The sequence below is a fragment of the Pseudomonas sp. NyZ201 genome, assembly GCF_049860765.1.
In the GTDB taxonomy this organism is placed as follows: Bacteria; Pseudomonadota; Gammaproteobacteria; order Pseudomonadales; family Pseudomonadaceae; genus Aquipseudomonas; species Aquipseudomonas bharatica.
The window spans coordinates 3,411,352-3,435,109 of record NZ_CP187557.1 but is presented as its reverse complement, the minus strand read 5'-3'; the positions used below and the strand labels follow the sequence as shown (position 1 = coordinate 3,435,109).

Here is a 23,758-nt window from a genome sequence, read left to right as displayed (position 1 = left end):
TTACAGCTTCCATCGATTACTGATCGATCGATCAGGTCCGCGCAAACCCGTCAATCACAAGGGTTTCGCAGGCGCTCTTAATCAGCTGCGTAGTACCGGGATGTCAGACATTTCCCAATAAACGCGGCGTTTTTCGGAAGCACTGGAATGTCCCTACCCGAACTGCTCACCGCTGCGGATGACACCGCAGGCTGGAGTGCCGAGCTGAAATTGCGCTTTGTCCAGCGCGGGGAAAGGACCTGTATTGGTGCGCGCCGACATTTCGGACCTCTTTTGGTGCAGCGGCCGTTCTATCCGGAGGGCGCGCCATGCCACGTGTATGTACTGCACCCCCCAGGCGGCGTGGTCGGCGGCGATCGCCTGACCCTGGACGTGACCCTCGACCCCGGCACCCATGCGCTGCTGACCATGCCCGGTGCAACCAAGTTCTACCGCAGCGCCGGCCCCGTTTCGGTGCTCAAGCAGCATTTCCATCTGGCCGAGGGCAGCACGCTGGAATGGTTGCCTCACGGCAATATCTGTTTCCCCGGGGCCCGCACCCGTCTGGAAAACCGTTTTTCCCTGGCCCTCGGAGCGCGCCTGCTGGCCTGGGAAACCCTGTGCCTGGGGCGTCCGGTGATGGGCGAAACCTTCAGCCACGGTGCAGTGGACAGCCGCCTGCAGATCGATATGCCCGACGATCCGGGCCTGCACGAACGCTTGCGCGTCGACGGCGACAGCCTGCACAAGCTCGCGGGTTATCCGCTGCAAGCCACCTTCTGCGCGGCACCGGCCACCCCGGAGCTGCTGGAACAGACACGCACCCTAATCGAGCATCTTGCCGTCCCTGCCGGGGCAACCCTGCTGGGGCACCTGCTGGTGGTCCGCTTGCTCGACCACGACAACCAGCGCCTTCAATCCACACTGCTGCGCCTGTGGTGCGCGCTGCGTCCGGCCATCCTTGGCCTGGCGCCGTGCCCGCCGCGGATCTGGGCCACCTGAGAGAGCGACCATGGAGCTGACCCCGAGAGAGAAAGACAAACTGCTGCTGTTCACCGCTGCGCTGCTCGCCGAGCGCCGCCGGGACCGCGGCCTGAAGCTCAACTACCCGGAAGCGGTGGCGCTGATCAGCGCGGCGGTGATGGAGGGCGCCCGTGATGGGCGCACCGTCGCCGAACTGATGAACCTCGGCCGCGAAGTCCTGAGCCGCGACGAGGTGATGGAAGGCGTGGCGGAGATGATCCACGACGTCCAGGTCGAAGCGACCTTTCCCGACGGGACCAAGCTGGTCACCGTCCATGATCCGATCGTCTAGGAGGACGGCATGATTCCCGGAGAAATTCAGGTCGCCGAGCATGGCGATATCGAACTCAATGCCGGTCGCCAGACCCTGGTGGTCAGCGTCGCCAACCACGGCGACCGTCCGGTGCAGGTGGGCTCGCATTATCACTTCTACGAAGTCAACGACACCCTGGTGTTCGAGCGCGAGGCCACCCGTGGCTTTCGCCTGGACATCCCGGCCGGCACCGCCGTGCGCTTCGAACCGGGCCAGTCGCGCAGCGTGACCCTGGTGCCCTATGTGGGCAAGCGCGAGGTGTACGGCTTTCAGGGCAAGGTCATGGGCAAGCTGGAGGCAGGCGCATGAGCCGGATTTCCCGCAGGGCCTATGCCGATATGTTCGGCCCCACCGTCGGCGACCGCGTGCGCCTGGCCGATACCGAGCTATGGGTGGAAGTGGAGAAGGACTTCACGATCTACGGTGAAGAGGTCAAGTTCGGCGGGGGCAAGGTGATCCGCGACGGCATGGGCCAGGGCCAGATGCTCGCCGACGAGGCCATGGACCTGGTGTTGACCAACGCCCTGATCATCGATCACTGGGGCATCGTAAAAGCCGATATCGGCGTGAAGAACGGCCGCATCTTCGGCATCGGCAAGGCCGGCAACCCCGACGTGCAGCCCGGCGTTACCCTGCCGGTCGGCCCGGGTACCGAAGTGATCGCCGCCGAAGGCAAGATCGTCACGGCCGGCGGTATCGACTCGCATATCCATTTCATCTGCCCGCAGCAAGTGGAAGAGGCGCTGACCTCGGGTATCACCACCTTCATCGGTGGCGGCACCGGGCCGGCTACCGGCACCAACGCTACCACCTGCACCTCCGGGCCCTGGTACCTGGCGCGCATGCTCCAGGCTGCCGACGAGCTGCCGATCAATATCGGCCTGCTGGGCAAGGGCAATGCGTCCCGCCCCGAGGCCCTGCGCGAGCAGATCGCCGCCGGCGCCGTGGGCCTGAAGCTGCACGAGGACTGGGGCTCGACCCCGGCGGCCATCGACTGCTGCCTGGGCGTGGCCGAGGAAATGGACGTGCAGGTTGCGATCCACACCGACACCCTCAACGAGTCCGGCTGCATCGAGGACACCCTGGCGGCCATCGGTGACCGTACCATCCATACCTTCCACACCGAGGGCGCCGGCGGCGGGCACGCGCCGGACATTATCCGCGCGGCGAGCTTCGCCAACGTGCTGCCGTCCTCGACCAACCCGACCCTGCCGTACACGGTGAACACCGTGGACGAGCACCTGGACATGCTGATGGTCTGCCATCATCTGGACACCAGCATTGCCGAGGACGTGGCCTTCGCCGAGTCGCGCATCCGCCGCGAGACCATCGCTGCCGAGGACATCCTTCACGACCTGGGCGCCTTCGCCATGACCTCGTCGGACTCCCAGGCCATGGGCCGGGTCGGCGAAGTGGTGTTGCGCACCTGGCAGGTGGCGCACCAGATGAAGCTGCGCCGCGGGCCGCTGGCCGGGGATTCGTCGTACAGGGACAACACCCGGGTCAAGCGCTACATCGCCAAGTACACCATCAACCCGGCGCTGACCCATGGCATCGCCCATGAAGTCGGTTCGCTGGAGGCCGGCAAGCTGGCCGACCTGGTGCTCTGGGCGCCGGCCTTCTTCGGCGTCAAGCCGGCCCTGGTGGTCAAGGGCGGGATGATCGCCACGGCGCCGATGGGCGATATCAACGGTTCGATCCCGACCCCGCAGCCGGTGCATTACCGGCCGATGTTCGGCGCCCTCGGCGCGGCGCGGCATGCCACGCGCATGACCTTCCTGTCGCGCGAGGCGCTGGACCGTGGCGTGCACCAGCAGCTCGGCCTGCGCAGCCTGATCGGCCTGGCCCACGGCTGCCGCACGGTGCGCAAGGGCGACATGGTGCACAACGGCCTGATGCCGAATATCGAAGTGGATTCGCAGACCTACCAGGTGCGCGCCGACGGCGAGCTGCTGGTGTGCGAACCGGCCACGGTGCTGCCGATGGCCCAGCGTTACTTTCTGTTTTGAGCAAGGAGAATCCGATGATTCTGTTGACCCGCAAGGTGGGCGAGGGCGCCGTGACGGCCACCGCCACCTTGAGCCTGGATACCCGGATCAAGAGCCGCATACGTATCACCCTCGACGATGGCCGCGATGCCGGGCTGATGCTGGAACGCGGCCAGTTGATCCGTGGCGGCGAACTGCTGGCGAACGAGGCGGGCGGGGAGGTGATTCGCGTCATCGCTGCTGCCGAGGAGGTGTCAACGGTGTACTGCGCCGATGGCCTCGCGCTGGCGCGCGCGGCCTACCACCTGGGCAACCGCCATGTGCCGCTGCAGGTCGAGGCAGGTTTCCTGCGTTACCAGCATGACTATGTGCTGGACGACATGGTCCGTGGCTTCGGCCTTGAGGTGTGTGTCGAGCAAGCGCCGTTCGAGCCCGAAGCCGGTGCCTACCAGAGCGCCCCGCATAGCCATAACCATTCCGATCATCTGTTCGTCCGCCTGCCTGCCCAGGCGCTGTAAATCACAACAAGGAGTTTTCCATGAAGAAGTGTCTTGCCCTTGCCCTGCTGCTGGTCGCCGTTCCGGCATTCGCCCACCCAGGCCATGACGCCAATCCGCTGCAGGATGGCCTGCTGCATCCGTTGACCGGCCTCGACCACCTGTTGATGCTGCTGGGCACCGGCGTGCTCGCCGCACTGACCCGCAGCCGCCTGGTGCTGCCGGCCCTGACCCTGGCGGCGATGTTCGGCGGTGCAGTGCTGGGCCACCTGTTCGGTGGTGTGATCGGCATGGAGGAGATGATCCTCGGCTCGCTGCTGGTGGCTGCTGCCGCGCTGCTGCTGCCGCGGCGCCAGGTCCTGTTGTCGCTGGTGATGCCGCTGTTCGCCCTGTTCCATGGCTGGGCCCATGGCGTCGAGGCCAGCCCGGGCGCGTTCTGGGTGTTCAGCGCCGGTTTCGTCACCGTCAGCGGCCTGCTGCTGGTGGCCGGCTTCGCCCTGGGCTGCGTGCTGCGCCGCCATACCCGCCTGCAACAGGCCTTTGGCGGCGGCCTGCTGGCTGGCGCGGCGATGCTGCTGGCGGGCTGATGAACAGCGACCTGAAGCTCCTGCGTTTGCTGCAACTGGCCAGTCCGGGCCTGCCGGTGGGTGGCTTCACCTACTCGCAGGGCCTGGAGTGGGCGGTGGAAGCGGGCTGGGTCAAGGGCGCCGATGGCTTTCGGACCTGGCAACGGCAGCAGATCGACGACACCCTCGGCTATCTCGACTGGCCGTTGCTGGTGCGCCTGTACCGGGCCTGTGAAGCCGATGATGCCGAGGCGTTCGCGCACTGGAGCCGTTTCCTCCTGGCCAATCGCGAAACCGCCGAGCTGCGTACCGAGGAACGCCAACGTGGCGCGGCCCTGGCGCGGATGCTCGATGGCTGGCAACTGGGCCAGGCGCCGCAGTGGCGCACCAGCCTGGAGCTGACCCAACTGGGCGGCATGGCCTGGCTGGCGGCGCACTGGGAGATCCCGCTGCGCGACCTGCTGTTGGGCCATGGCTTCAGTTGGCTGGAAGGCGCGGTAATGGCCGGGGTCAAGCTGGTGCCCTTCGGCCAGCAGGCCGCGCAAAGCCTGCTGCGCGATCTCTCCGACGACCTGAGCGCCGTGCTCGAGCGCGCTCTGCTGCTGCCCGATGAAGAACTGGGTGGCGGCCTGCCACTGCTGGCGATCGCCTCGTCGCGCCACGAAACCCAATACACCCGATTGTTCCGATCCTGAGGAATTCCCTATGCAAAGCTACAAGCAACCCCTGCGCGTCGGCGTCGGCGGCCCGGTCGGATCCGGCAAGACCGCGCTGCTCGAAGCGCTGTGCAAGGCCATGCGCGACCACTACGAGATCGCCGTGGTCACCAACGACATCTACACCAAGGAAGACCAGCGCATCCTTACCGAGGCCGGTGCCCTTGAGCCCGAACGCATCGTCGGCGTGGAAACCGGCGGCTGCCCGCACACGGCGATCCGCGAGGACGCCTCGATGAACCTGGCGGCGGTGGAAGAGCTGGCGCGCAAGTTCGGCAGCCTGGAGGTTATCTTCGTCGAGAGTGGCGGCGACAACCTCAGCGCCACCTTCAGCCCGGAACTGGCGGACCTCACCGTATACGTGATCGACGTTGCCGAAGGCGAGAAGATCCCGCGCAAGGGCGGGCCGGGGATTACCAAGTCGGACTTCCTGGTGATCAACAAGATCGACCTGGCGCCCTATGTCGGGGCTTCGCTGGAGGTCATGGAAAGTGACACCAGGCGCATGCGCCCGGAGCGGCCCTGGGCCTTCACCAACCTGAAGACTGGGCATGGCTTGCAGACGCTGATCGACTTCATCGTGGATCGGGGGATGTTGCGCCCTCTGGCCTGACGCGAACCCTGTGGGAGCGGGTTTACCCGCGATTGCGATGGTGGGTTCACTTCCGCAATCGCGGGTAAACCCGCTCCCAGAGGTCTTTCATTTCGCCTGATAGAACACAGCCAGCCACACCGTCGGCTGCCCCGCATCCGTCCACTCCACCCGGTGCCTGCAGCCTGCCGGAATATCCACGAAATCCCCCGGCCCCAGCACCCGCACCTCGGCCTCATGCTCCAGGCGCAAGCCCGCCGAGCCCGTCAGCACCAGCACGAATTCCCCCTCCGCCTGGTCATACCAGAATCCCTCCGGGCTGCTCTGGCCATTGGAGACGATGCGTTCGATGCGCAGCCCCGGCCGCTTGAGCAGGTCATCGAAACGTTCCTCCACCGCCGCTTCGGCGATGCCTTCGAACAGGTTGTGCAACATGGCAGTTGGTTCCTCGTAACCTTTGGCAATCTGTTCTAAGGTTGCCAGTTCCCGCGTGAGAAGGAACTCCCCCATGAAGCATTCCAGGCTGTTTTTCACCGCTTTGCTGCTCGGCGCTGGCCAGTCCGCGCTGGCTGCCTTGCCCTCGGCCCCGGCCTATATCGATGACAGCAAGTACCCCGAGGCGGCCAGGCAGCGGATCCTGCCGGCGATGTTCGAACAGCAGATCACCAGTACCCGCTATATCGCCAAGGCGGACAACCCGCTGATCACCGTGGCCGAAGCCAGCGACTTCAAGCAGACCAGCACCTACGAACAGACCCGCGCCTGGCTGCGCAAGCTCGCCGCTGCCTCGGGCGGCAAGGTGGTATTGAGCGAACTGCCGGAAAAGAGTGCCGAAGGCCATCCGATGGTGCTGGCCGTGGCTTCATTGTCCAAGGACAAATCCCCGGCGGGACTGAAGCAGTCCGGCAAGCCGACGATCTTCGTCGAGGCCGAGATCCACCCCGGCGAATCCAACGGCAAGGACGCCATGTTCATGCTCCTGCGTGATATGACCGCAGGTGACAAGCCTCTCGCCGCGCTGCTGGAACGGGTCAATATCCTCTTCATCCCTACGGTCAACATCGATGGTGACATTCGCCGCAGTGCCTACGGCCGGATCAACCAGAACGGCCCGGATATCGCCGGCTGGCGGGTCAACGGCCTGAACTACAACCTCAACCGCGACTTCACCAAGCTCGACAGTGCCGAAATCCGCAACGTCGCCTGGGTCTTCAACCATTACGAGCTGAGCTTCTTCGCCGACACCCACTCCACCGACGGCGCCATGTACCCCTACGACAGTTCCTATTGCCATAACGGCAACGGCTGGTCGCCGGCCAGCAGTGCGTGGATGGACCAGGTCATGCGCACCCCGGTGTACCAGGCGCTGCAGGATGAAGGGCACGTGGTCCACGAATGCATCAGCTTCAACGACAACCAGGACCCGACCCAAGGCTACTATCCGTACCGCACGGACCTGGCGCGCTTCTCCAACCAGTACGGCGATATCCGCAACGTGCCCTCGATCCTGATCGAGCAGCATGCCCTGCACCCGTACCGCACCCAGGTGCTGGGCAACTATGTGATGCTCAAGGCGATGTTCCAGGTGATCGGTGAACAGGCGGCAACCCTGCGTGCCGCCATCGACAAGGACCGCGCCCGTCTTGCTGCGCAGAAGGAGGTGATCCTCACCTGGAAGGCCGGTGTGCCACAGAACGTGCCGTTCACCGTCGGTGACTACCGTTACGAGACCTCACCGATCACCGGTGCGAAAACCATCGTCTGGAGCAACCAGCCAAAGAACCTCGAAGTGCCGGTCACCGGCAATACCGAGCCGGACCTGGTGGTGAAGCGGCCAAGGCAGTACATCGTTCCGGCGCAATGGCGCGATGTGATTGCCCGGCTCAAGGCCCACGGTATCGTCATGCGCACCCTCGACAAGCCGACTGCCGTCGCCGTGACGCTCTATCGCATGGACGAGGTGAAAGTGGCCGGCGGCTTCGAGCCGGACCGGGCGCAGAGCAACGAGATTCCAGGGTATGAAGGGCATCTGCTGGTCAGTGGCACGGGCAAGCCGTTCGAGCGCTTGCAGACCTTCCCGGCAGGCTCGGTGGTGATCGATACCGACCAGCCGCTGGGTGTACTGGCAATCAACCTGCTGCACCCGCAAAGCCCGGATTCGTTCTGGTCCTGGGGCTTCTTCAACTCGACCCTGGTGGTCGCCGAGGAGCCGGAGGAATACGTGATGGAGCCGATGGCGAGGAAGATGCTGGAAGAGGATGCGGGGCTCAAGGCGGAATTCGACAAGAAGCTCAAGGACGACATGGCATTCGCCCAGGACCCCAAGGCGCGGCTGAACTGGTTCTATCAGCGCACGCCGTTCTATGACGTGAACGCGTTCGTTTATCCGGTCGGGGTGGTGCAGTGAGGCACATTGTGTACCCGCTCAAGCACCTGGCTGCGCGGCGAGTGGCCGCTAACCACTCGTAGTGTCACATTGGTATCATTTATCTGCGGATGTTACTATTCCCTTGCTGCAAGTAGGGTAATGCCGGGCTTTGGAAGTCCGGGCAAAAGGAAGTTTCCCGTCTCTGGGGAACTGCATGGATGCCCAGCGCGTGAATCCCCTCCGGAACACTCCTGTGCACCAGGGCCCGTGCCGTTCGTACGGGCTCCGCGCCTCATCGGCTTCGGCGTCAGACAGACTTGCCGGTCCCCGTCACCTGCGGACCGGCGAGGGCGAATTCACAGGTTGGAGAAAACTATGTCCCAGGCATTCACGCTGAAGAACCTCAGCGTTACCCGCAAACTCGGCCTCGGCTTCGGCCTGCTGCTGGCCTTCGCCTTGCTGCTGTCGCTGCTCGGCGGCTTTGGCTTGCACAACAGCAGCGCGTCGTTGCAGCGCATCAGTTTCATCAGCGGCCTGTTCGACGAGATCGTGTTTGCCCGTGAGGCCAACTACAACCTGGCGTTGACCGGTGACGCCGGGCAGCAGTCCTTGCACCAGGAGCACCACGCCAAGCTCAAGGACGGTTTCGACCAGTTGCTGCTGGACGCCCGCGAAGGCCGCTGGCCGGCCCAGGACCTGGCAGCGGCGCAGCAGCTCCAGGCCGACCTGCAAACCTACGGCAAGGCCCGCGAGCAGGCCCGCTCGGTGGCTGAACTGACGGCGGCCAACCAGTTGCTCTCCAAACTCCAGGACGGCGCCAATGCCCTGTACTACGCCGAGGAAGACCGCGCCTCCGCCCAGGTGAAAAGCACCCATATGCTGCTGGCGGTGATTACCCTGGTGGCGATCCTCTGCGGCATCGCCGTGGCCCTGCTGATCAGCCGGCAGATCGTCTATCCGTTGCGCGAGGCCGTGAACACCGCCCAGCGTATCGCCGGTGGCGATCTGACCGGTGCAACCCACACCGAGCGGGGCGACGAACTGGGTGTGCTGCTGCGCTCGCTGGACAGCATGACCGCGAGCCTGCGCGAGGTGATTTCGCAGATCGGTTGTGGTTCGCAGCAACTGGCGGCTTCCGCCTCGCAACTGGCGGCGATCACCAGCACCACCCGCGAAGGCATCGACAGCCAGCGCAATGAGACCGATATGGTCGCCACGGCAATGAACGAAATCGCCGCCACCGTGCAGGAAGTGGCGCGCAACTCCGAGGAGGCTGCCAGTGCGGCCAAGGGCGCCGACCATGAGGTGACCAGCGTGCTGGCGATGTCCCAGCAGGCGATCCGCCAGATCGAGGCGATGGCCAATGGCGTGGGCGTTTCTGCCGAATCCCTTGGCCGCTTGCAGCAGGAGTGCGGACGCATTGGCGCGATCCTCGATGTGATCAAGGCCGTCGCCGAGCAAACCAACCTGCTGGCCCTCAACGCGGCGATCGAGGCGGCCCGGGCCGGCGAGGCAGGGCGTGGTTTCGCCGTGGTCGCCGACGAAGTGCGCAACCTTGCCCAGCGTACCCAGGCCTCGTCCAGCGAGATCGAGCAACTGATCGTCACACTGCAACACATCGCCAACGAGAGTACCGGGATGATGCAGACCAACCTGGAGCAGACCAGCGCCTCGGTCAATGGCGTGCGCGACACCGGCACTGCGCTGGAGCAGATCACCCGCCAGGTCTCGAATATCCAGCAGATGAGCGAGCTGATTGCCACGGCTGCCGAAGAACAGGCCGCGGTGACCGAAGAGATCAACCAAAGCGTGACCCGGGTGCGCGAGACCGCCGAGGAATCGGCCACCGCCAGCGCCGAGATTTCCGCCGCGAGTACCGAGTTGAGCCACTTGAGCAGCCGTCTGCACGGTATGGTCGGGCATTTCCGTTGCTGATCTGATCCGTATTTTTCAGTGCTTTCTGGATCTGTTATGCAAACAGATGCTTGCCGAAAATAGGCCCCATGCAAGGTTTATTTTCGGTACGTGGAGGCAGTGATGGGCAAGATGGCGATTTTTCTGTTCGGGTTTCTGGCACTGGCGATCGTGATCGGGGCGTTGGGGACCATTTCGCCGGTTTGAGATCTCTATTGGCTTTGAGGGCCCCATCGCTGGCAAGCCAGCTCCCACAGGGTTATGAGCTGCGCCCCGGATGTTGGACAAAAAATCCAACATCGGGGTGTTTTGCATGACCAAGTATTCAAAGCAGTTCAAGTTGTCCGCCATCGAAGCCTTCCTCAAGCGAGGCCGAGGTTTCCGTCATGTGGCGAACCAGTTCCAGATAGATCCCACCTTGCTTCGCCGTTGGGTCGTGGCCTATCAGCAACACGGCAGGTCCAGCCTTGAGCGTCGCCATCAGCGCCACAGCGCCGAATTCAAGATTACGGTGCTTCACCGCATGCTAAATGACCGTCTTTCTCAGCGCGCCGCCGCAGCGTTGTTCAACCTAGGTAACTCTAGTCAGCTGGGCAGATGGCTGCGCCAGTATTACAGTGACGGGCTCGCAAACCAGCTTTCTGTAGAAAAGAGTTCAACCCGCACCATGCCCAAGCCTTCCGCCAAGTCCTCCAAGCCTGCAGCCGTGCGTAACGAGGACCTCTCGCCCAAAGAGTTACTAGAGAAAGTTCGCATGCTTGAAGCGGAGAACGCCTACCTAAAAAAGCTCGAGGAGTTAGAGGAGGCGAAGCTCAGGCAGACCCGGGCAGTAAGGAAAAAGCCCAGCTGATTACCGCGCTGCGCCGACAGTTCAGGCTGAAATACCTGCTGATCGCTGCTGGTTTGCCTCGTAGCACTTACTACACCTACTTCGGGGGCGAGGGCGCCGAGGATAAGTACGCTCCACTGAAACAGGCGATGCGGGGCATTCAGGAGCACCACAGGGGCCGGTATGGTTATCGTCGCATGACCGCTGCGCTGCGCCAGAAAGGGCACGTGATCAACGGCAAGAAAGTGCGCCGCCTCATGGGCGAGTTGGACCTCAAGTGCACGGTACGACCGAAGAAATACAAGTCGTACAGAGTGCTGATGGACGAAGCATCGCCGAACACCATGAACCGGGAGTTCGCTGCTGATCAGCCGAATCAGAAATGGGTGACAGACGTTACCGAGTTCAAGGTGGCTGGAGAAAAGCTTTATCTGTCGCCAGTTCTGGACTTGTACAACGGGGAGATCGTGGCCTATCAAACGGATACTCGGCCTCGTTACACCCTGGTGGGAACGATGCTTGAACGAGCGCTGGAGAAGCTGCCGGCTGACAGTAAGCCGATGCTGCACTCAGATCAGGGATGGCATTATCGCTATCCGGATTATCGCCAGCGCTTGAAAGAAGCGGGCTTGGAACAGAGCATGTCGCGCAAGGGCAACTGCCTGGACAATGCGGCGATGGAAAGCTTTTTCGGCACGCTGAAGTCGGAGTATTTCTACCGCGAGAAATTTGAGAGCATCGAGCAATTACGCGCTGGGATTGATGATTACATCCGCTACTACAACCACGAACGTATCAAGATGAAGCTCGGCGGCCTGAGCCCTGTAGCGTACAGAGCACAAGCCGCATAGCTTTAGACAAAAGTGTCCAACATCCGGGGCGCAGCTCATTATGCGACTGTGGGAGCTGGCTTGCCAGCGATGGGGCCCTCAGCAACACTGCATATCAGCAGGCTTGGCCAGATCCGATAGCCGGGCAGGGCGGCACTGTCTTGAGTCATAGTGCCGCGAGACACCCAAGGAGCCTTTCGTGATCAGCCTCGACCCCGGACCCAACGAACCCTTCAAGCGCCTGTTCTTCGCCTTGCCCTGCACCCCGACGCAAGGCAAGGCCCTGTCGCGCTGGCGTAGCGACCTGCGCCTGCGCAGCGGCAAGCCGGTACCGACCGGGAATTTCCATGTAACCCTGATGTTTCTCGGCGCAGTCGGTGTCAGCCAGTTGCCGGCGATTTTCGAAATAGCCGCACGGCTGCGCCCGCTGGAGCGTCCGCAACCGCTGGTTCTTGATCGCCTGGAGGTCTGGCGGCGCAGCCAGGCGCTGGTGCTGACCACGCAGGAACCACCAAAGGCGCTGCTGCGCTGGGTCTACCAGTTGCAGGAGGCCTTGTTGCCACTGGGCTTCGTCGTCGATTCAAAAGCGTTTCGCCCGCACCTGACGCTGGCCCGGAATTTCCGCCACGAAGTGCCCGAGGCAGCGGTGGCGCCCGAGTTTCGCTGGAATGCACGGGAGTTCGTGCTCTACGAGTCCAGCAAAGGCCAATACGAGCCCCTGGCGCACTGGCCCCTGCTGGATATCGCCAGAAGTTAGATCGCCGCAGCCACGCCGTTCCTATACTCCAGACAGCGTGGCGAAGGGGGTGGCGATCGTGAACCGGCGTTCCCTGTATCGGGTGTGGCTTGTAGCGTTGCTGGTGATCCTGTGCGGCTGCGGTTCGCGCAACCGCGTGCCGAAGTTGCCGCCGGTGGTGCTGTCGCCCGCCGCCTGGCAGCAGGTGGACCGGGAGATCGTCCAGGCTTCGCGCGGCGCCGCCGGTTCGGCCGGGGACTATGCGCGGCGCTCCATGCGGGTCTGGCGCGAGCAGGTACAGGTGCAGACCGAAGAGAATTTCATTCCCTGGTTCACCGGCTACTGGACCCAGCAATGGCTGACCCTCAGGGTGGCCTGGTACAAGATGAGCCAGCACCGCGACCAGCCTGATAACCGCCTGGCCCTTTATCTGCAGGACGCTTATCGCGAGCGCGTCCTGGAGCCGGTGGCCGAGCAGATCAATCCCGACCTGATCCGCGAGCGTGCGACCGAGTTGTACGTGCAATTGCTCGGCCAGCAGATCCAGGGGATTGGCGAGCGCTATCGGCCCGCGCCGGACCAGTTCGCCCTGCACCTTGAACGTATTCCCGCCATTGCCCTGGGCCCGCCTGCCGCGCGGGATGCCAGCCTGCGCGGCGTGCTCACGGCAAAGCCCTTCGTGCAACTGCCGGCCTGGCTGGCCCTGAACGAAGAGATTCGCAAGGCCGCAGCGGTCAATGCGACGGCGTCGGACAACGGACTGTCATCGGTGGCCAGCAAAGCCAGCACTCGCCTGGAAGCGACCCTGGCGCCCCGGGGGGCGCTCAGCGCCGTGGCGGCGGCGGTGGGCAAGGCGGCGGGGATGGCGATCTCGGTGGCCTCGGCCGGGATCGGCGCGATGATGCATGAGAGCGACCGACCGGAGATGGTCGAGCAGTTGCGGGTGATCCTCAATGCAGCATTGAACGAGGAGTGGCAGAACCTGATGGAGAACCATGGCACCGGGGTGATGGCCGGGGTCTGGTCGTTGTCGGGGCAGATCGAAGGCGAGCTGACGGGAAGGGTGGGAATGGAGCCGAGGATGGATGCTATTCCCTAGCGCAGACAGCAACTTGAGCGATGCTCTTAAGGTTGATTCTGCTTTGGGTTAAATCATTTAAAAACAATGAGTTATGTGTCTAATGTAAAGTCAATTGTTCGGAATGGAGGTGCGGTGCGCACAAAAAAGGCCGTATCGATGTGCGCTCGATACGGCCTTTCGGATTTAAAAGCTCTTCTACATCAGTGTCTTGAGGTGATTATCTCAAGCGATGCTTTGGGTTCTACTCTGCTGCTTCTTGCTCGCCTGCACCCGGCAAGCGTCGCCAAATGCCTCGAACATCCGCACCGAATCCGGGTTCTTCGCGGCTTGCCATTCCGGGTGCCATTGCACCGCGAACAGGAACGGCGACAGGCTTGGCGCATGGATCGCCTCGACCAGGCCGTCTTCGGCATGAGCCAGGGGCTCGACGCCGTCGCCCAGGGTTTTCAGGCCCTGGCCATGCAGCGAGTTGACGCGGATCTCGTCGCTCTGCAGCAATTCCTGCAGCCAACTGCCCGGCTTCAGGCGCACGCTGTGGGAGGCGGCATATTGCACGTCCACCGGATCCTCGGGGTTCTCCCGGTGATCGTTGAAGCCGGGTTCGGCGTAGACCTTCTGGTAGATATCGCCACCCAGGGCCACGTTGATTTCCTGCATGCCACGGCAGATGCCGAAAATCGGCAGGCCGCGGGCGATCGCCAGTTGCACCAGCGGCAGGTCGAACAGGTCGCGGTCACGGTCCTGGGCCTTGCCCGGGGTTTCGTTTTCCTGGCCATAGAGGGCCGGGTCGATGTTGCTGCCGGCACCGGTCAGGTAGACGCCGTCAGCCATGTCCAGGTACTGCTCGAGGTCTTCGATGCCGCAGCAGGTGGGGACCAGGACCGGGACGCAGCCGGCGTGTTCCACCAGCGGAGTGATGTACTTGTGGGTCATCACCTGGTAGTCGTGACCCTTGCGCTCTTGGGTGCCCATGGTCATCAGGACCACGGGTTTGCGGGATTTCTGATTCTTATTGCCAATGTTGCTGTTGGGCATATGTCACCTTGGGACAGGCGCAGCCTGTCATTGTTGTGCAGGCGCGCCGCTATCGAGCTGGCGCTGCCTGGGGTTTCGAGCACTGCCGGGAGGCACGCGAAGCTCTGTTCCCGGTCGAAACCTGCCCCATAGCTTGCCAGAGCCGTTAAATATATCAAGCGGATTCATGCTTTTGTGTGCGTATTTATTAACGTTTTAGGCGAGGTATGCGGCCTAAAATACTGATTTTAATGTGATAAATCAGGTCTATTTCAACTGAGGCAGTTCATTATATTTGACGATTGGCCCGGCTCGATTCGCCGTGCCTGCCAAGGGCCTTGCAGGCCGTAACCCCGGCTCTTAAGCTGCCCCATCATCGTTGATATCAGTCTGACCATGTCGAAACCAAGACCCTCCCTGACCCTCACCTTGCTTCAGGCCCGCGAAGCCGCCATGGCCTTCTTCCGTCCGTCCCTCAACGAGCATGGCCTGACCGAGCAGCAATGGCGGGTAATCCGCATCCTGCGCCAGCAGGGTGAACTGGAAAGCCATCAGTTGGCCGAGCAGGCCTGCATCCTCAAGCCGAGCATGACCGGCGTGCTCGCTCGCCTGGAGCGCGATGGCCTGGTGCGGCGCAAGAAGTCCAGTACCGACCAGCGCCGGGTTTTCGTCGGCCTGACGGAGCAGGGCCAGCAATGCTTCATCGCCATGAGCGAGGATATGGAGCGCAACTACCAGCGCATCCTTGAACAGTTCGGCGATGAAAAATTGCAGGCGTTGCTGGGCTTGCTGAACGAACTGAAAAACGTCAAGCCCTGACGCCGATTCGCGCAAGTAAAAAGTCCTACATATACTGTCGGTTATCCGCCACAGCTTGCCGTCGTCGGTCGGACATCGACGCCTCGATGCCCGTTGGTAGTGCCGTATCCGCAGTAGCCCGCACGCGAGGTGTCCTTACAGACGCTAAGAGGGCTATTGCGATGGACTTAATCACTCTGATCATCCAGATCTTCAGCGGTGTGATTGGCGGCAACGTGGCAGGGTTGAGCAAGGAGGGGATGGGGCCGACCCTGAACTCCGTAGCAGGTGCAATCGGCGGGGTGCTGCTGGGGCAGGTGCTGGCCCACCTGACTGGCGATCAAACCCTGGCCGAGGCCGGAGCGGCAGGAACCCTGGATATCCCGGCCATCATCAGCAGCGTGATCGGCGGTGGTGCCGGTGGCGCGGTGTTGACCTGGGTGGCTGGGTTCATCAAGAGCAAGATGCAGGCGCATTGAACCGCTAGAGGCAACGACGCAGACCTTGTGGGAGCGGGTTCACCCGCGATTGCGATAGTGAATTTACTACTGCAATCGCGGGTGAACCCGCTCCCACAAGGTCCGCGTCGCTTGCACGGGATTCAGTGTGCAGAACAACCCTGGGCCTTCACCGTCCGCACCGTCGTCGCCGGATTCTTCACCAGCTTCTCGCCGACCCGCGCCGGCCGCGGCTGCAATTCACCCCCACAATTCGGGCATTTGCCCTTCAATTGGTCGCCTGCACAGCTACGGCAGTAAGTGCATTCGAACGAACAGATCATCGCGTCGCGACTGTCGCCCGGCAGTGGTGTGGCGCAGCATTCGCAGCAAGGACGAAGTTCCAGCATCGGGGCAATCCTTTCTCGGGTGGTGGTTGCCGTAGAGTGCAGGCCCGCCAACGGCAGTGCAAGGGGCCTCAGGGCCGGTACAGGTGGGCATGCCCGGCACGGTACAACGCCGATTCGCGGAAACTGTCGCTGGCCAGAACACGACCCACCAGGATCAGCGCGGTACGCCGGAAGCCCTTGACCGCCGTCAGTGCGACGATATCGTCCAGCGTCCCCAGCACCCAGTCCTGGTCCGGCCACGTCGCGCGGTGGACCACGGCGATCGGGCAGTCGCCGCCGTAATGCGGGCGCAGTTCCTCGACGATCTTCGGCAGATGGCGCACCCCCAGGTGAATCGCCATGGTCGTCTTGTGGCTGGCCAGGCTGGCGAGGGCTTCGCCTTCGGGCATCGGCGAGGAATCGGCGAAGCGGGTGAGGATCACGCTCTGGGCGATGTCCGGCAGGGTCAGTTCGCAGCCGAGCAGGGCGGCGCTGGCCGCCGTGGCCGTGACCCCGGGGATGATCTCGTAGGGAATCCCCAGCTCGCGCAGGTGGCGGATCTGCTCGCCGATGGCGCCATACAGGCTGGGGTCGCCGCTGTGCACCCGGGCGACATCCTGACCCTTGGCATGGGCGGCGGCAATCGCCTCGATGATCTGTTGCAGGTGCAGTTCTGCACTGTTGATCAGGGTCTCGGCGTTATGCCCGTCGAGCACAGCGGCGGGCACCAGCGAGCCGGCATAGATGATGACCGGGCACCGGCGGATCAGGCGCTGGCCCTTGACGGTGATCAGCTCCGGATCGCCAGGGCCGGCGCCGATGAAATAGACGGTCATGGGAAGTCTCTGGAAAACGGAATGACGGATTATCCGCCAGAAGCAGGGAGCCAGGCCAATGCCAGGGTCATATCGTCGCGCACGATGCGTTCGACGCGCAGTGCGGCCAGCCCGCCGCCCAGTTGTTCGGCCAGGGCCAGGGCGCTGCTTTCCGCCACGCCATAACAGCCGCTGTGCTGAAAGGCAATGGCCGAACGATGGCTAAGGCGCGGGGTATAGGCAGCGAGTTGCACGGCACTGAAGAAGTGCAGGGGCAGGCCGAGATCGGCAGCCAGTTGCAGCAGGCCGGGTTCCTGGCGCTTGAGATCGATGCTGGCAAGACCAACCAGCGCGGCGAAAGGCAGGTTGCGCGACTGCATGACATCGCGCAGCAACCCGGCCAGTTCGCTGGCCGGAGCGCCACGCCGGCAACCCAGCCCGGCGTACAGCGACGCTACGCCGGGCGGGACGGCCATCAGGCGGACTGCCGCCGGTACAGCCAGGCGCTGATCAGGCCCAGGGCCAGCCAGAAACCGGCATTGGTCAGCAACGAAGCGACAATGAACTGCGATTCCAGGGCTTCCGGCGCCAGGCTTTCATGCACTTCCGGCTGCGGCGCGCCGATCACATGGGGAATTGCCAGCAGAATCAGACCGGCGATTTTCAGCACCCAGTTGCCGGCAAACACCATCAGTGCCAGGCCGACAGCGGTGGCAGCGGCGGTGCCAACCCACCAGAACTGGCGCTGGGCCAGGTCTGCGGCCGCAGTGCCGGGCAGTTCCGGTGGCAGGCCGAGGTTCGGCGCCAGGCAGAACACGGCGAACCCGCCCAGGCCCCAAAGCGCGCCGGCACCGATGCTGCGTGGACTGCGCAGGGTGTACATGCCCGCCAGCAACAAGGCGAAGCCTACCGCGACCACCAGGTTGCCGCCGGTGGTGGACAGCACGCGCTGCCAGCCATCTTCCGGCGACCAGGCTTCGGCGTCGTGGTGATGGCTTTCGCCAGCGGCGGCGTCGGCATGCTCGTGCTCATGGGCGGCAGCCGGTGCAGAGCCCTCGTAGGTTTCCGCCTGGAGAATCAGCGGCGCGACCCAGAAGCTTTGCAGCACGGTCAGCAGCAAGGCCGCGAGCAGCCCGGTAAAGCCCGCGGTACGGGCAATGCGAGTGAACATGATGCGACCTCAGTGGCAAGGGAAGGCGGCGCTGTGGCGGGTATCGTGGGCGGCGTTGTGCACCGCTTCGATATGCGAGAAGCCGGCGAAATAGACCAGGCACAGGCCCAGTACCGAGGCGCTGACGGCAGCGACGACGCGTTGGCTGAGGGTGGTGGAGGTAGTGCTGGCGTGACTGGCGGTGGTGGTGACGGGCATGGCGCTTTCCTTTTGCAGTTGTCGTGGCAACAGGCAAGCGCGAAGAACTCCGGGGCATGGAAGTCCAGGAGTGCAACGTCGCCCGCCCACCGCGGGTTTGGTCAAATCGGTCGTGGGCCGGTCTCCGGGCTTTCAAGGGGCCATGGGCCTGGGCGTCTCCTTCCCATGCCGGACTGCTGGCACAGTGGATCAGACGTTTTCCTCGATTACCGTTGCGGGGGCAGCACCGGACTTGCCACGGTCTTGAAGACCACCGCGCACCGGTTTCCCGTTTCACCTTTTGCAATAAAAAGGCACCCAAACGAATTGCGTTAGGAAATCACGCGCGTTGACATCCGTCAATACAGCGGTTGACCGCCCTCCGGGCACTGCGTAGCCTTGCCGGTTCGAGGTTCTCCGACACGGGTCGGAGCTAAGACGGGAACGCGGTGCCGAAGCCGCGGCTGCCCCCGCAACTGTAGGCGTTGAGCCCACCGACCATTGCCACTGCCGGTTATATAAGGCGGGAAGGCGTCGATGGCGTCCCGAGGACACAATGCAAGCCAGGAGACCTGCCTCGACCAGATTCCACATTAACCGGGCGGGGTGATCCGGTGGCGAACGCGTCCAGACCGCACGGTGCCTGGCCTCCGTCCCCATGCCCGCCATGCTGCCAAGGGCATCCGACATGAAAACACTGGCCAAACTTCCCGTTACCATCGTCACCGGCTTCCTCGGCTCGGGCAAGACCACCTTGCTGCGCCATATGCTCGACAACGCCAATGGCCGCCGTATCGCGGTGATCGTCAACGAGTTCGGCGAGCTGGGCATCGATGGCGAAATCCTCAAGCAATGCAGCATCGGTTGCACCGAGGAAGAGGCCAACGGCCGCGTCTACGAACTGGCCAACGGCTGCCTGTGCTGCACGGTGCAGGAAGAGTTCTTCCCGGTGATGCGCGAGCTGGTGGCGCGCCGTGGCGACCTGGACCAGATCCTCATCGAAACCAGCGGCCTTGCCTTGCCCAAACCGCTGGTCCAGGCGTTCCAGTGGCCGGAAATCCGCAATGCCTGCACCGTCGATGCGGTGATCACCGTGGTCGACAGCCCGGCCGTGGCCGCCGGCACCTTCGCCGCCTTCCCCGACCAGGTCGATGCCCAGCGCAAGCTTGACCCGAACCTGGACCACGAATCGCCACTGCACGAGCTGTTCGCCGACCAACTGGCCAGCGCCGACCTGGTGATTCTCAACAAGTGCGACCAGATCGCCCCTGAAGCCCTGGCCGCCGTGCGTACCGAGGTCGAGGAAGAGCTGCCGCCCGCGGTCAAGGTGGTCGAAGCGAGCAAGGGCGTGCTGCCGCTGGACGTGCTGCTGGGCCTGGGGGCCGAGTCCGAGGCCCATATCGACGGCCGCCGCACCCACCATGATTCGCACCATGACGGCGACGATGACCACGACGATCACGACCACGACGCCTTCGACTCCATCTCCCTCGACCTGCCGGAAGCCGACGAAAGCCTACTGCTCGACGCCTTGACCCAACTGGTCAGCGAGACCGGCATCCTGCGCGTCAAGGGCTTCGCGGCGATTCCGGGCAAGCCGATGCGCCTGCTGATCCAGGGCGTGGGCAGCCGTTTCGACAAGCATTTCGACCGCGCCTGGCGCAGCGACGAAGCGCGCATCACCCGCCTGGTGCTGATTGGCCAGGACCTCGATGCCTCGGCCCTCGAAGCGCGGCTGCGCGCGGCCCTGGGCGCCTGATCCATGCACCTGCTGCGGACCCAGCCCGGCGGCTTCGTGCCGGACGACAGCATTGCCGACCTCGGCCAGACCCCGGCCGAACTGGTGATTCTCTGCAGCGGTGATTCGCACCTGGCGTTGCTGGCGGAAGCCGCCCGCGAGCTGCCGGAGGATTACCCCAGCCTGCGCCTGGCCAACCCCATGCAGGTACAGAACCACGCCTCGGTCGACCTCTACGTCGACCAGGTGTTGCGCCACGCCAGGGTGATCCTGGTGTCGCTGCACGGCGGCATCGGCTATTGGCGCTATGGCGTCGAGCAGCTTGTCGAACTGGCGACCCGTGGCGTGAAGCTCATCCTGGTCCCGGGTGACGATCGCCCGGACCCGGAGCTGAGCAGCCTGGGCAACGTCGCAGCCGAGCAGGCCGAGCGCCTCTGGCACTTCCTGCGCCAGGGCGGCAAGGCCAATGCCCTGAACCTGTTCAACTGCCTCGCCAGTTCCTGGCTGGGGCGCGATTACCCCTGGGACGAACCACGGCAACTGCCGCGTACCAGCCTGTATCACCCGCGTCATGCCGAGGCCGGAATGGCCCACTGGCGCGCCGATTGGCACGCCGGGCGACCCGTTGTGCCGATCCTGTTCTATCGCTCCCATCTGCAAGCGGCCAACACCGGTTTTATCGATGTGTTGTGCCAGCGGCTGGAAAACACCGGGCTGAATCCGCTGCCGATCGCCGTGGCCAGCCTGAAGGAGGCCGGCTGCCTGGCCCAGGTCGAGGACTGGCTGGACGAAACCGATGCGGCGTTGATCATCAACACCACCGGTTTCGCCCAGTCGAGCCCGGAACAGCCGCACCTGCGCCCGTTCCGCCGCGATATCCCGGTGCTGCAGGCGATCTGCGCCCAGGACAACGAACCCGGCTGGCAGGCCAGCGAGCAAGGCCTCGGCGCCCGCGACCTGGCCATGCACATCGCTTTGCCGGAACTGGACGGGCGCATCATCACCCGACCGATCAGCTTCAAGGACCTGGCCTGGCGCAGCGAGCGCAGCCAGTCCGATGTGGTCTGCTACCGGCCGCAGCCCGAGCGCATGGACTTCGTTGCGGAGCTTGCGCGGCGCTGGTGCGCGCTGGCGCGCCTGCCCAACCGGCAGAAGCGCGTGGCCCTGGTACTGGCTAACTACCCGACCCGGGATGGCCGCATCGGCAACGGTGTCGGCCTGGATACCCCGGCAGCGGCGCTGAATATCCTGCGTGCCCTGAAACAGCAGGATTACCCGGTGGGCGAGCTGCCGGACAGCGGCACCCGGCTGATCCACGACCTGCTCGGTGGCGTCAGCAACGACCTCGACAGCCTCGACCAGCGCCCGTGCATGCAAAGCATGGCCCTGGATGACTACCTGGCGGCCTTCGCGCAGTTGCCCGAGGCCAACCAGCGGGCGGTGCGCGAGCGCTGGGGCGAACCCTCGGCGGACCCGATGTTCCGTGGCGGGCGGATGATGATTGCCGGCCTGCGCCTGGGCCTGACCTTTGTCGGCATCCAGCCGGCGCGGGGTTATCAACTCGACCAGAGTGCGGTCTATCACGATCCCGACCTGGTCCCGCCCCATGGCTACCTGGCCTTCTATTTCTGGCTGCGCCATGGCTTTGCCGCCGATGCGCTGATCCATGTCGGCAAACATGGCAACCTGGAGTGGCTGCCGGGCAAGGGCGTCGGGCTGTCGGCGGGCTGCTGGCCGGATGCACTGATCGGGCCGCTGCCGAATATCTACCCGTTCATCGTCAACGATCCGGGTGAGGGCGCCCAGGCCAAGCGTCGTACCCAGGCGGTGATCATCGATCATTTGATGCCGCCGCTGACCCGTGCCGAGACCTACGGGCCGTTGCGCAACCTGGAGCGCCTGGCCGACGAATACTACGAGGCGCAGTTGCTGGACCCGCGACGTGCCGTGGAGTTGCAGAAGGAGATCCTGCAACTGGTGCGCGACAACCATATCGACCGCGAGCTGCAACTGGACGGCGCGCTGGACGATGCCGCAGTGTGGCTGCCGCGCCTGGATACCTACCTGTGCGACCTCAAGGAATCGCAGATTCGCGACGGCCTGCATGTGTTCGGCGAGTCGCCCACGGGCCGGCTGCGCATCGATACCCTGGCGGCACTGCTGCGGGTAGCCCGTGGCGACGGTCGCGGAGCCAACGCCAGCCTGCCGCGGGCGCTGGCCCGCGCCCTGGCGCTGGGCTTCGATCCGCTGGACTGCGAGCTGGGCGAGCCCTGGCACGGGCCCCGACCACAATGGCTGGCGAACCTCGACGACGCGCCGTGGCGCACGGCGGGGGATACCCGCGAGCGTCTGGAAATGCTTTCGGCACGCTTGATCGAGCAGACCCTTGCCGGCGAGCCGGCGGTGCCGGACGACGCGCAGTGGAACGATGTGCGCGCGGTGCTGGAGGCGCTGGCCGAGCGTGTTGCGCCGCAACTGGACGCCTGCGGCGAGGCGGAAATGCACGGCGTACTGTCGGCCCTCGAAGGGCGTTTCGTCCCCGCAGGCCCCAGCGGTGCGCCGAGCCGCGGGCGTCTCGATGTGCTGCCCACCGGGCGCAACTTCTATACCGTCGATGTGCGCAACCTGCCCACGGCCACCGCCTGGCGCCTGGGCTTCACTTCGGCCAGCCTGATTCTCGAACGTCACCTGCAGGATCACGGCGACCATCTGCGCCAGCTTGGCCTGTCGGTCTGGGGCACGGCGACCATGCGCACCGGCGGTGACGATATCGCCCAGGCCATGGCCCTGATGGGCGTGCGTCCGGTATGGGCGGCGGGCAGTCACCGGGTCGACGATTTCGAGATCCTGCCGCTGAGCCTGCTGGACCGCCCTCGGGTGGACGTGACCCTGCGCGTCTCCGGCTTCTTCCGCGATGCCTTCGGCAATCTCATCAAACTGTTCGACGCGGCGGTACAGGCGGTGGCGGCGCTGGACGAGCCGGACGACATGAACCCCCTGGCGGCGCGGGTGCGCAGCGAGCACGCCGAACTGCTCGCCAGCGGCCTGGACGCAGAGCAGGCGCGGCGCCAGGCCGGCTGGCGGGTGTTCGGCGCCAAGCCCGGCGCCTACGGAGCGGGGGTGCAGAACGCCATCGACGGACGCCTGTGGCACAGCCGCGAGGACCTCGCCGAGGTCTACCTCAATCACGGCGGCTATGCCTACGGTGGCGCCGATGACGGTACCGAGGCACGGGCGCCGTTCGCCCGACGCCTGAGCCAGGTGCAGGCCGTGGTGCAGAACCAGGATAACCACGAGCACGACCTGCTCGATTCCAACGACTACTACCAGTTCCAGGGCGGCATGCTCGCGGCGGTGGAAAGCCTCGGCGGGCAGGGCGTCGCCAGCTATCACGGCGATCACAGCCAGCCGGAGCGCCCGCGCATCCGCACCCTCAAGGAAGAACTGAACCGGGTGATCCGTGCCCGCGCGCTCAATCCCAAGTGGATCGACGGGGTCAAGCGCCATGGCTACAAGGGCGCCTTCGAACTGGCGGCGACGGTGGACAACCTGTTCGCCTTCGATGCCACCACCCACCTGATCGACGATCACCATTACCAGGCGCTGGCCGATGCCTATGTGCTCGACCCGGCGACCCGAGAATTCGTCCAGCAGCATAATCCCGAAGCCTTGCGCGATATCACCGAGCGCCTGGTCGAGGCCCAGCAGCGTGGCCTCTGGCAGGACCCGGGGGCTTATCGCGAGGCGCTTGAACAACAGCTGCTGGATGGCGAGGAAGAGGCTTGAA

Annotated in this window: 24 protein-coding genes and 2 riboswitches; of the genes, 17 read left to right on the top strand and 7 right to left on the bottom strand. The window is 64.2% G+C overall.

The window, feature by feature from the left end; all coding sequences use genetic code 11:
* The first annotated feature begins 147 nt into the window (after positions 1 to 147).
* The 8 genes from ACPFMA_RS15260 to ureG are packed head-to-tail and all read left to right on the top strand — an operon-like array spanning position 148 to position 5,695.
* Positions 148 to 981 carry an urease accessory protein UreD gene (locus tag ACPFMA_RS15260; RefSeq protein ID WP_425928124.1) on the top strand — a complete coding sequence of 278 codons (834 nt, stop codon included), beginning with the start codon at positions 148 to 150 and terminating at the stop codon, positions 979 to 981.
* 10 nt (positions 982 to 991) lie between these two features.
* Complete coding sequence (locus ACPFMA_RS15255) at positions 992 to 1,294, top strand: urease subunit gamma (protein ID WP_009407763.1); 303 nt, start codon at positions 992 to 994, stop codon at positions 1,292 to 1,294.
* 9 nt (positions 1,295 to 1,303) lie between these two features.
* A complete protein-coding gene (locus tag ACPFMA_RS15250) occupies positions 1,304 to 1,624 on the top strand; it encodes an urease subunit beta (protein WP_064304739.1) in 321 nt (106 codons plus the stop codon).
* The gene (ureC, locus tag ACPFMA_RS15245) at positions 1,621 to 3,324 is read left to right on the top strand and encodes an urease subunit alpha (protein ID WP_425928123.1); all 1,704 of its coding nucleotides are present in this window, start codon (positions 1,621 to 1,623) and stop codon (positions 3,322 to 3,324) included. Before ACPFMA_RS15250 ends, ureC begins: the two co-directional genes overlap by 4 nt.
* A gap of 14 nt (positions 3,325 to 3,338) precedes the next feature.
* The gene (gene ureE / locus ACPFMA_RS15240; protein WP_425928122.1) at positions 3,339 to 3,821 is read left to right on the top strand and encodes an urease accessory protein UreE; all 483 of its coding nucleotides are present in this window, start codon (positions 3,339 to 3,341) and stop codon (positions 3,819 to 3,821) included.
* Positions 3,822 to 3,841: 20 nt separating this feature from the next.
* Positions 3,842 to 4,387, top strand: a complete 546-nt coding sequence (locus ACPFMA_RS15235) for a HupE/UreJ family protein (protein ID WP_064304736.1) — start codon at positions 3,842 to 3,844, stop codon at positions 4,385 to 4,387.
* Positions 4,387 to 5,061 (top strand): urease accessory protein UreF, encoded by a 675-nt coding sequence (locus ACPFMA_RS15230; protein WP_425928121.1) that lies wholly within the window; start codon positions 4,387 to 4,389, stop codon positions 5,059 to 5,061. Before ACPFMA_RS15235 ends, ACPFMA_RS15230 begins: the two co-directional genes overlap by 1 nt.
* Positions 5,062 to 5,071: 10 nt before the next feature.
* The gene (ureG, locus tag ACPFMA_RS15225; RefSeq protein ID WP_425928120.1) at positions 5,072 to 5,695 is read left to right on the top strand and encodes an urease accessory protein UreG; all 624 of its coding nucleotides are present in this window, start codon (positions 5,072 to 5,074) and stop codon (positions 5,693 to 5,695) included.
* A gap of 87 nt (positions 5,696 to 5,782) precedes the next feature.
* Here ureG and ACPFMA_RS15220 read toward each other — a convergent pair whose 3' ends face one another.
* Positions 5,783 to 6,109, bottom strand: coding sequence for a cupin domain-containing protein (locus ACPFMA_RS15220; RefSeq protein ID WP_064304778.1), 327 nt, complete (start codon positions 6,107 to 6,109; stop codon positions 5,783 to 5,785).
* A 73-nt stretch (positions 6,110 to 6,182) separates the two neighbouring features.
* Here ACPFMA_RS15220 and ACPFMA_RS15215 point away from each other — a divergent pair, with 73 nt between their 5' ends.
* From ACPFMA_RS15215 to ACPFMA_RS15195, 5 genes are all read left to right on the top strand, one after another.
* Positions 6,183 to 8,081: a M14 family metallopeptidase gene (locus ACPFMA_RS15215; protein WP_425928119.1), complete on the top strand. Its 1,899-nt coding sequence runs from the start codon at positions 6,183 to 6,185 to the stop codon at positions 8,079 to 8,081.
* Between the two features lie 120 nt (positions 8,082 to 8,201).
* Positions 8,202 to 9,977, top strand: coding sequence for a methyl-accepting chemotaxis protein (locus ACPFMA_RS15210; RefSeq protein WP_425928118.1), 1,776 nt, complete (start codon positions 8,202 to 8,204; stop codon positions 9,975 to 9,977).
* A gap of 292 nt (positions 9,978 to 10,269) precedes the next feature.
* Positions 10,270 to 11,636, top strand: a protein-coding gene (locus ACPFMA_RS15205) for an IS3 family transposase (protein ID WP_420059606.1) whose coding sequence is annotated in 2 segments (ribosomal slippage) — positions 10,270 to 10,735 and positions 10,735 to 11,636 — 1,368 coding nt in all. Because the reading frame shifts where the segments join, the coding sequence is not laid out codon by codon here.
* A gap of 178 nt (positions 11,637 to 11,814) precedes the next feature.
* Positions 11,815 to 12,372 carry an RNA 2',3'-cyclic phosphodiesterase gene (gene thpR, locus ACPFMA_RS15200; protein ID WP_425928117.1) on the top strand — a complete coding sequence of 186 codons (558 nt, stop codon included), beginning with the start codon at positions 11,815 to 11,817 and terminating at the stop codon, positions 12,370 to 12,372.
* Positions 12,373 to 12,421: 49 nt separating this feature from the next.
* On the top strand, positions 12,422 to 13,450 hold the full coding sequence (locus tag ACPFMA_RS15195) for a hypothetical protein (RefSeq protein ID WP_425928116.1): 1,029 nt from the start codon (positions 12,422 to 12,424) through the stop codon (positions 13,448 to 13,450).
* Between the two features lie 204 nt (positions 13,451 to 13,654).
* Here the strand turns inward: ACPFMA_RS15195 and ACPFMA_RS15190 are convergent, their stop codons facing one another.
* A complete protein-coding gene (locus tag ACPFMA_RS15190; RefSeq protein ID WP_425928115.1) occupies positions 13,655 to 14,467 on the bottom strand; it encodes a gamma-glutamyl-gamma-aminobutyrate hydrolase family protein in 813 nt (270 codons plus the stop codon).
* 375 nt (positions 14,468 to 14,842) lie between these two features.
* On the opposite strand from ACPFMA_RS15190, the gene hpaR reads away from it, so the two are divergent.
* Both hpaR and ACPFMA_RS15180 read left to right on the top strand, forming a co-directional pair.
* Positions 14,843 to 15,265 (top strand): homoprotocatechuate degradation operon regulator HpaR, encoded by a 423-nt coding sequence (gene hpaR, locus ACPFMA_RS15185; RefSeq protein ID WP_009407736.1) that lies wholly within the window; start codon positions 14,843 to 14,845, stop codon positions 15,263 to 15,265.
* A 161-nt stretch (positions 15,266 to 15,426) separates the two neighbouring features.
* A complete protein-coding gene (locus ACPFMA_RS15180; protein WP_425928114.1) occupies positions 15,427 to 15,723 on the top strand; it encodes a hypothetical protein in 297 nt (98 codons plus the stop codon).
* A gap of 122 nt (positions 15,724 to 15,845) precedes the next feature.
* On the opposite strand, the gene ACPFMA_RS15175 is transcribed toward ACPFMA_RS15180, so the two are convergent.
* From ACPFMA_RS15175 to ACPFMA_RS15155, 5 genes are all read right to left on the bottom strand, one after another.
* On the bottom strand, positions 15,846 to 16,091 hold the full coding sequence (locus ACPFMA_RS15175) for a DUF1272 domain-containing protein (RefSeq protein ID WP_081263282.1): 246 nt from the start codon (positions 16,089 to 16,091) through the stop codon (positions 15,846 to 15,848).
* Between the two features lie 68 nt (positions 16,092 to 16,159).
* Positions 16,160 to 16,906: a precorrin-4 C(11)-methyltransferase gene (cobM, locus tag ACPFMA_RS15170; protein ID WP_420056359.1), complete on the bottom strand. Its 747-nt coding sequence runs from the start codon at positions 16,904 to 16,906 to the stop codon at positions 16,160 to 16,162.
* Positions 16,907 to 16,935: 29 nt separating this feature from the next.
* On the bottom strand, positions 16,936 to 17,361 hold the full coding sequence (locus ACPFMA_RS15165) for a cobalamin biosynthesis protein (protein WP_064304726.1): 426 nt from the start codon (positions 17,359 to 17,361) through the stop codon (positions 16,936 to 16,938).
* Positions 17,361 to 18,056, bottom strand: coding sequence for a CbtA family protein (locus ACPFMA_RS15160; RefSeq protein ID WP_009405467.1), 696 nt, complete (start codon positions 18,054 to 18,056; stop codon positions 17,361 to 17,363). The genes ACPFMA_RS15165 and ACPFMA_RS15160 overlap by 1 nt, the downstream gene beginning before the upstream one ends.
* A 9-nt stretch (positions 18,057 to 18,065) precedes the next feature.
* Positions 18,066 to 18,254, bottom strand: coding sequence for a CbtB domain-containing protein (locus tag ACPFMA_RS15155; RefSeq protein WP_064304725.1), 189 nt, complete (start codon positions 18,252 to 18,254; stop codon positions 18,066 to 18,068).
* Between the two features lie 97 nt (positions 18,255 to 18,351).
* A riboswitch (cobalamin riboswitch) is annotated at positions 18,352 to 18,570 on the bottom strand.
* 56 nt (positions 18,571 to 18,626) lie between these two features.
* Positions 18,627 to 18,827: riboswitch (cobalamin riboswitch) on the top strand.
* Positions 18,828 to 18,921: 94 nt separating this feature from the next.
* Here ACPFMA_RS15155 and cobW point away from each other — a divergent pair.
* A complete protein-coding gene (gene cobW, locus ACPFMA_RS15150; RefSeq protein WP_425928113.1) occupies positions 18,922 to 19,992 on the top strand; it encodes a cobalamin biosynthesis protein CobW in 1,071 nt (356 codons plus the stop codon).
* A 3-nt stretch (positions 19,993 to 19,995) separates the two neighbouring features.
* Complete coding sequence (gene cobN / locus ACPFMA_RS15145) at positions 19,996 to 23,757, top strand: cobaltochelatase subunit CobN (protein ID WP_425928112.1); 3,762 nt, start codon at positions 19,996 to 19,998, stop codon at positions 23,755 to 23,757.
* Position 23,758 lies beyond the last annotated feature (1 nt).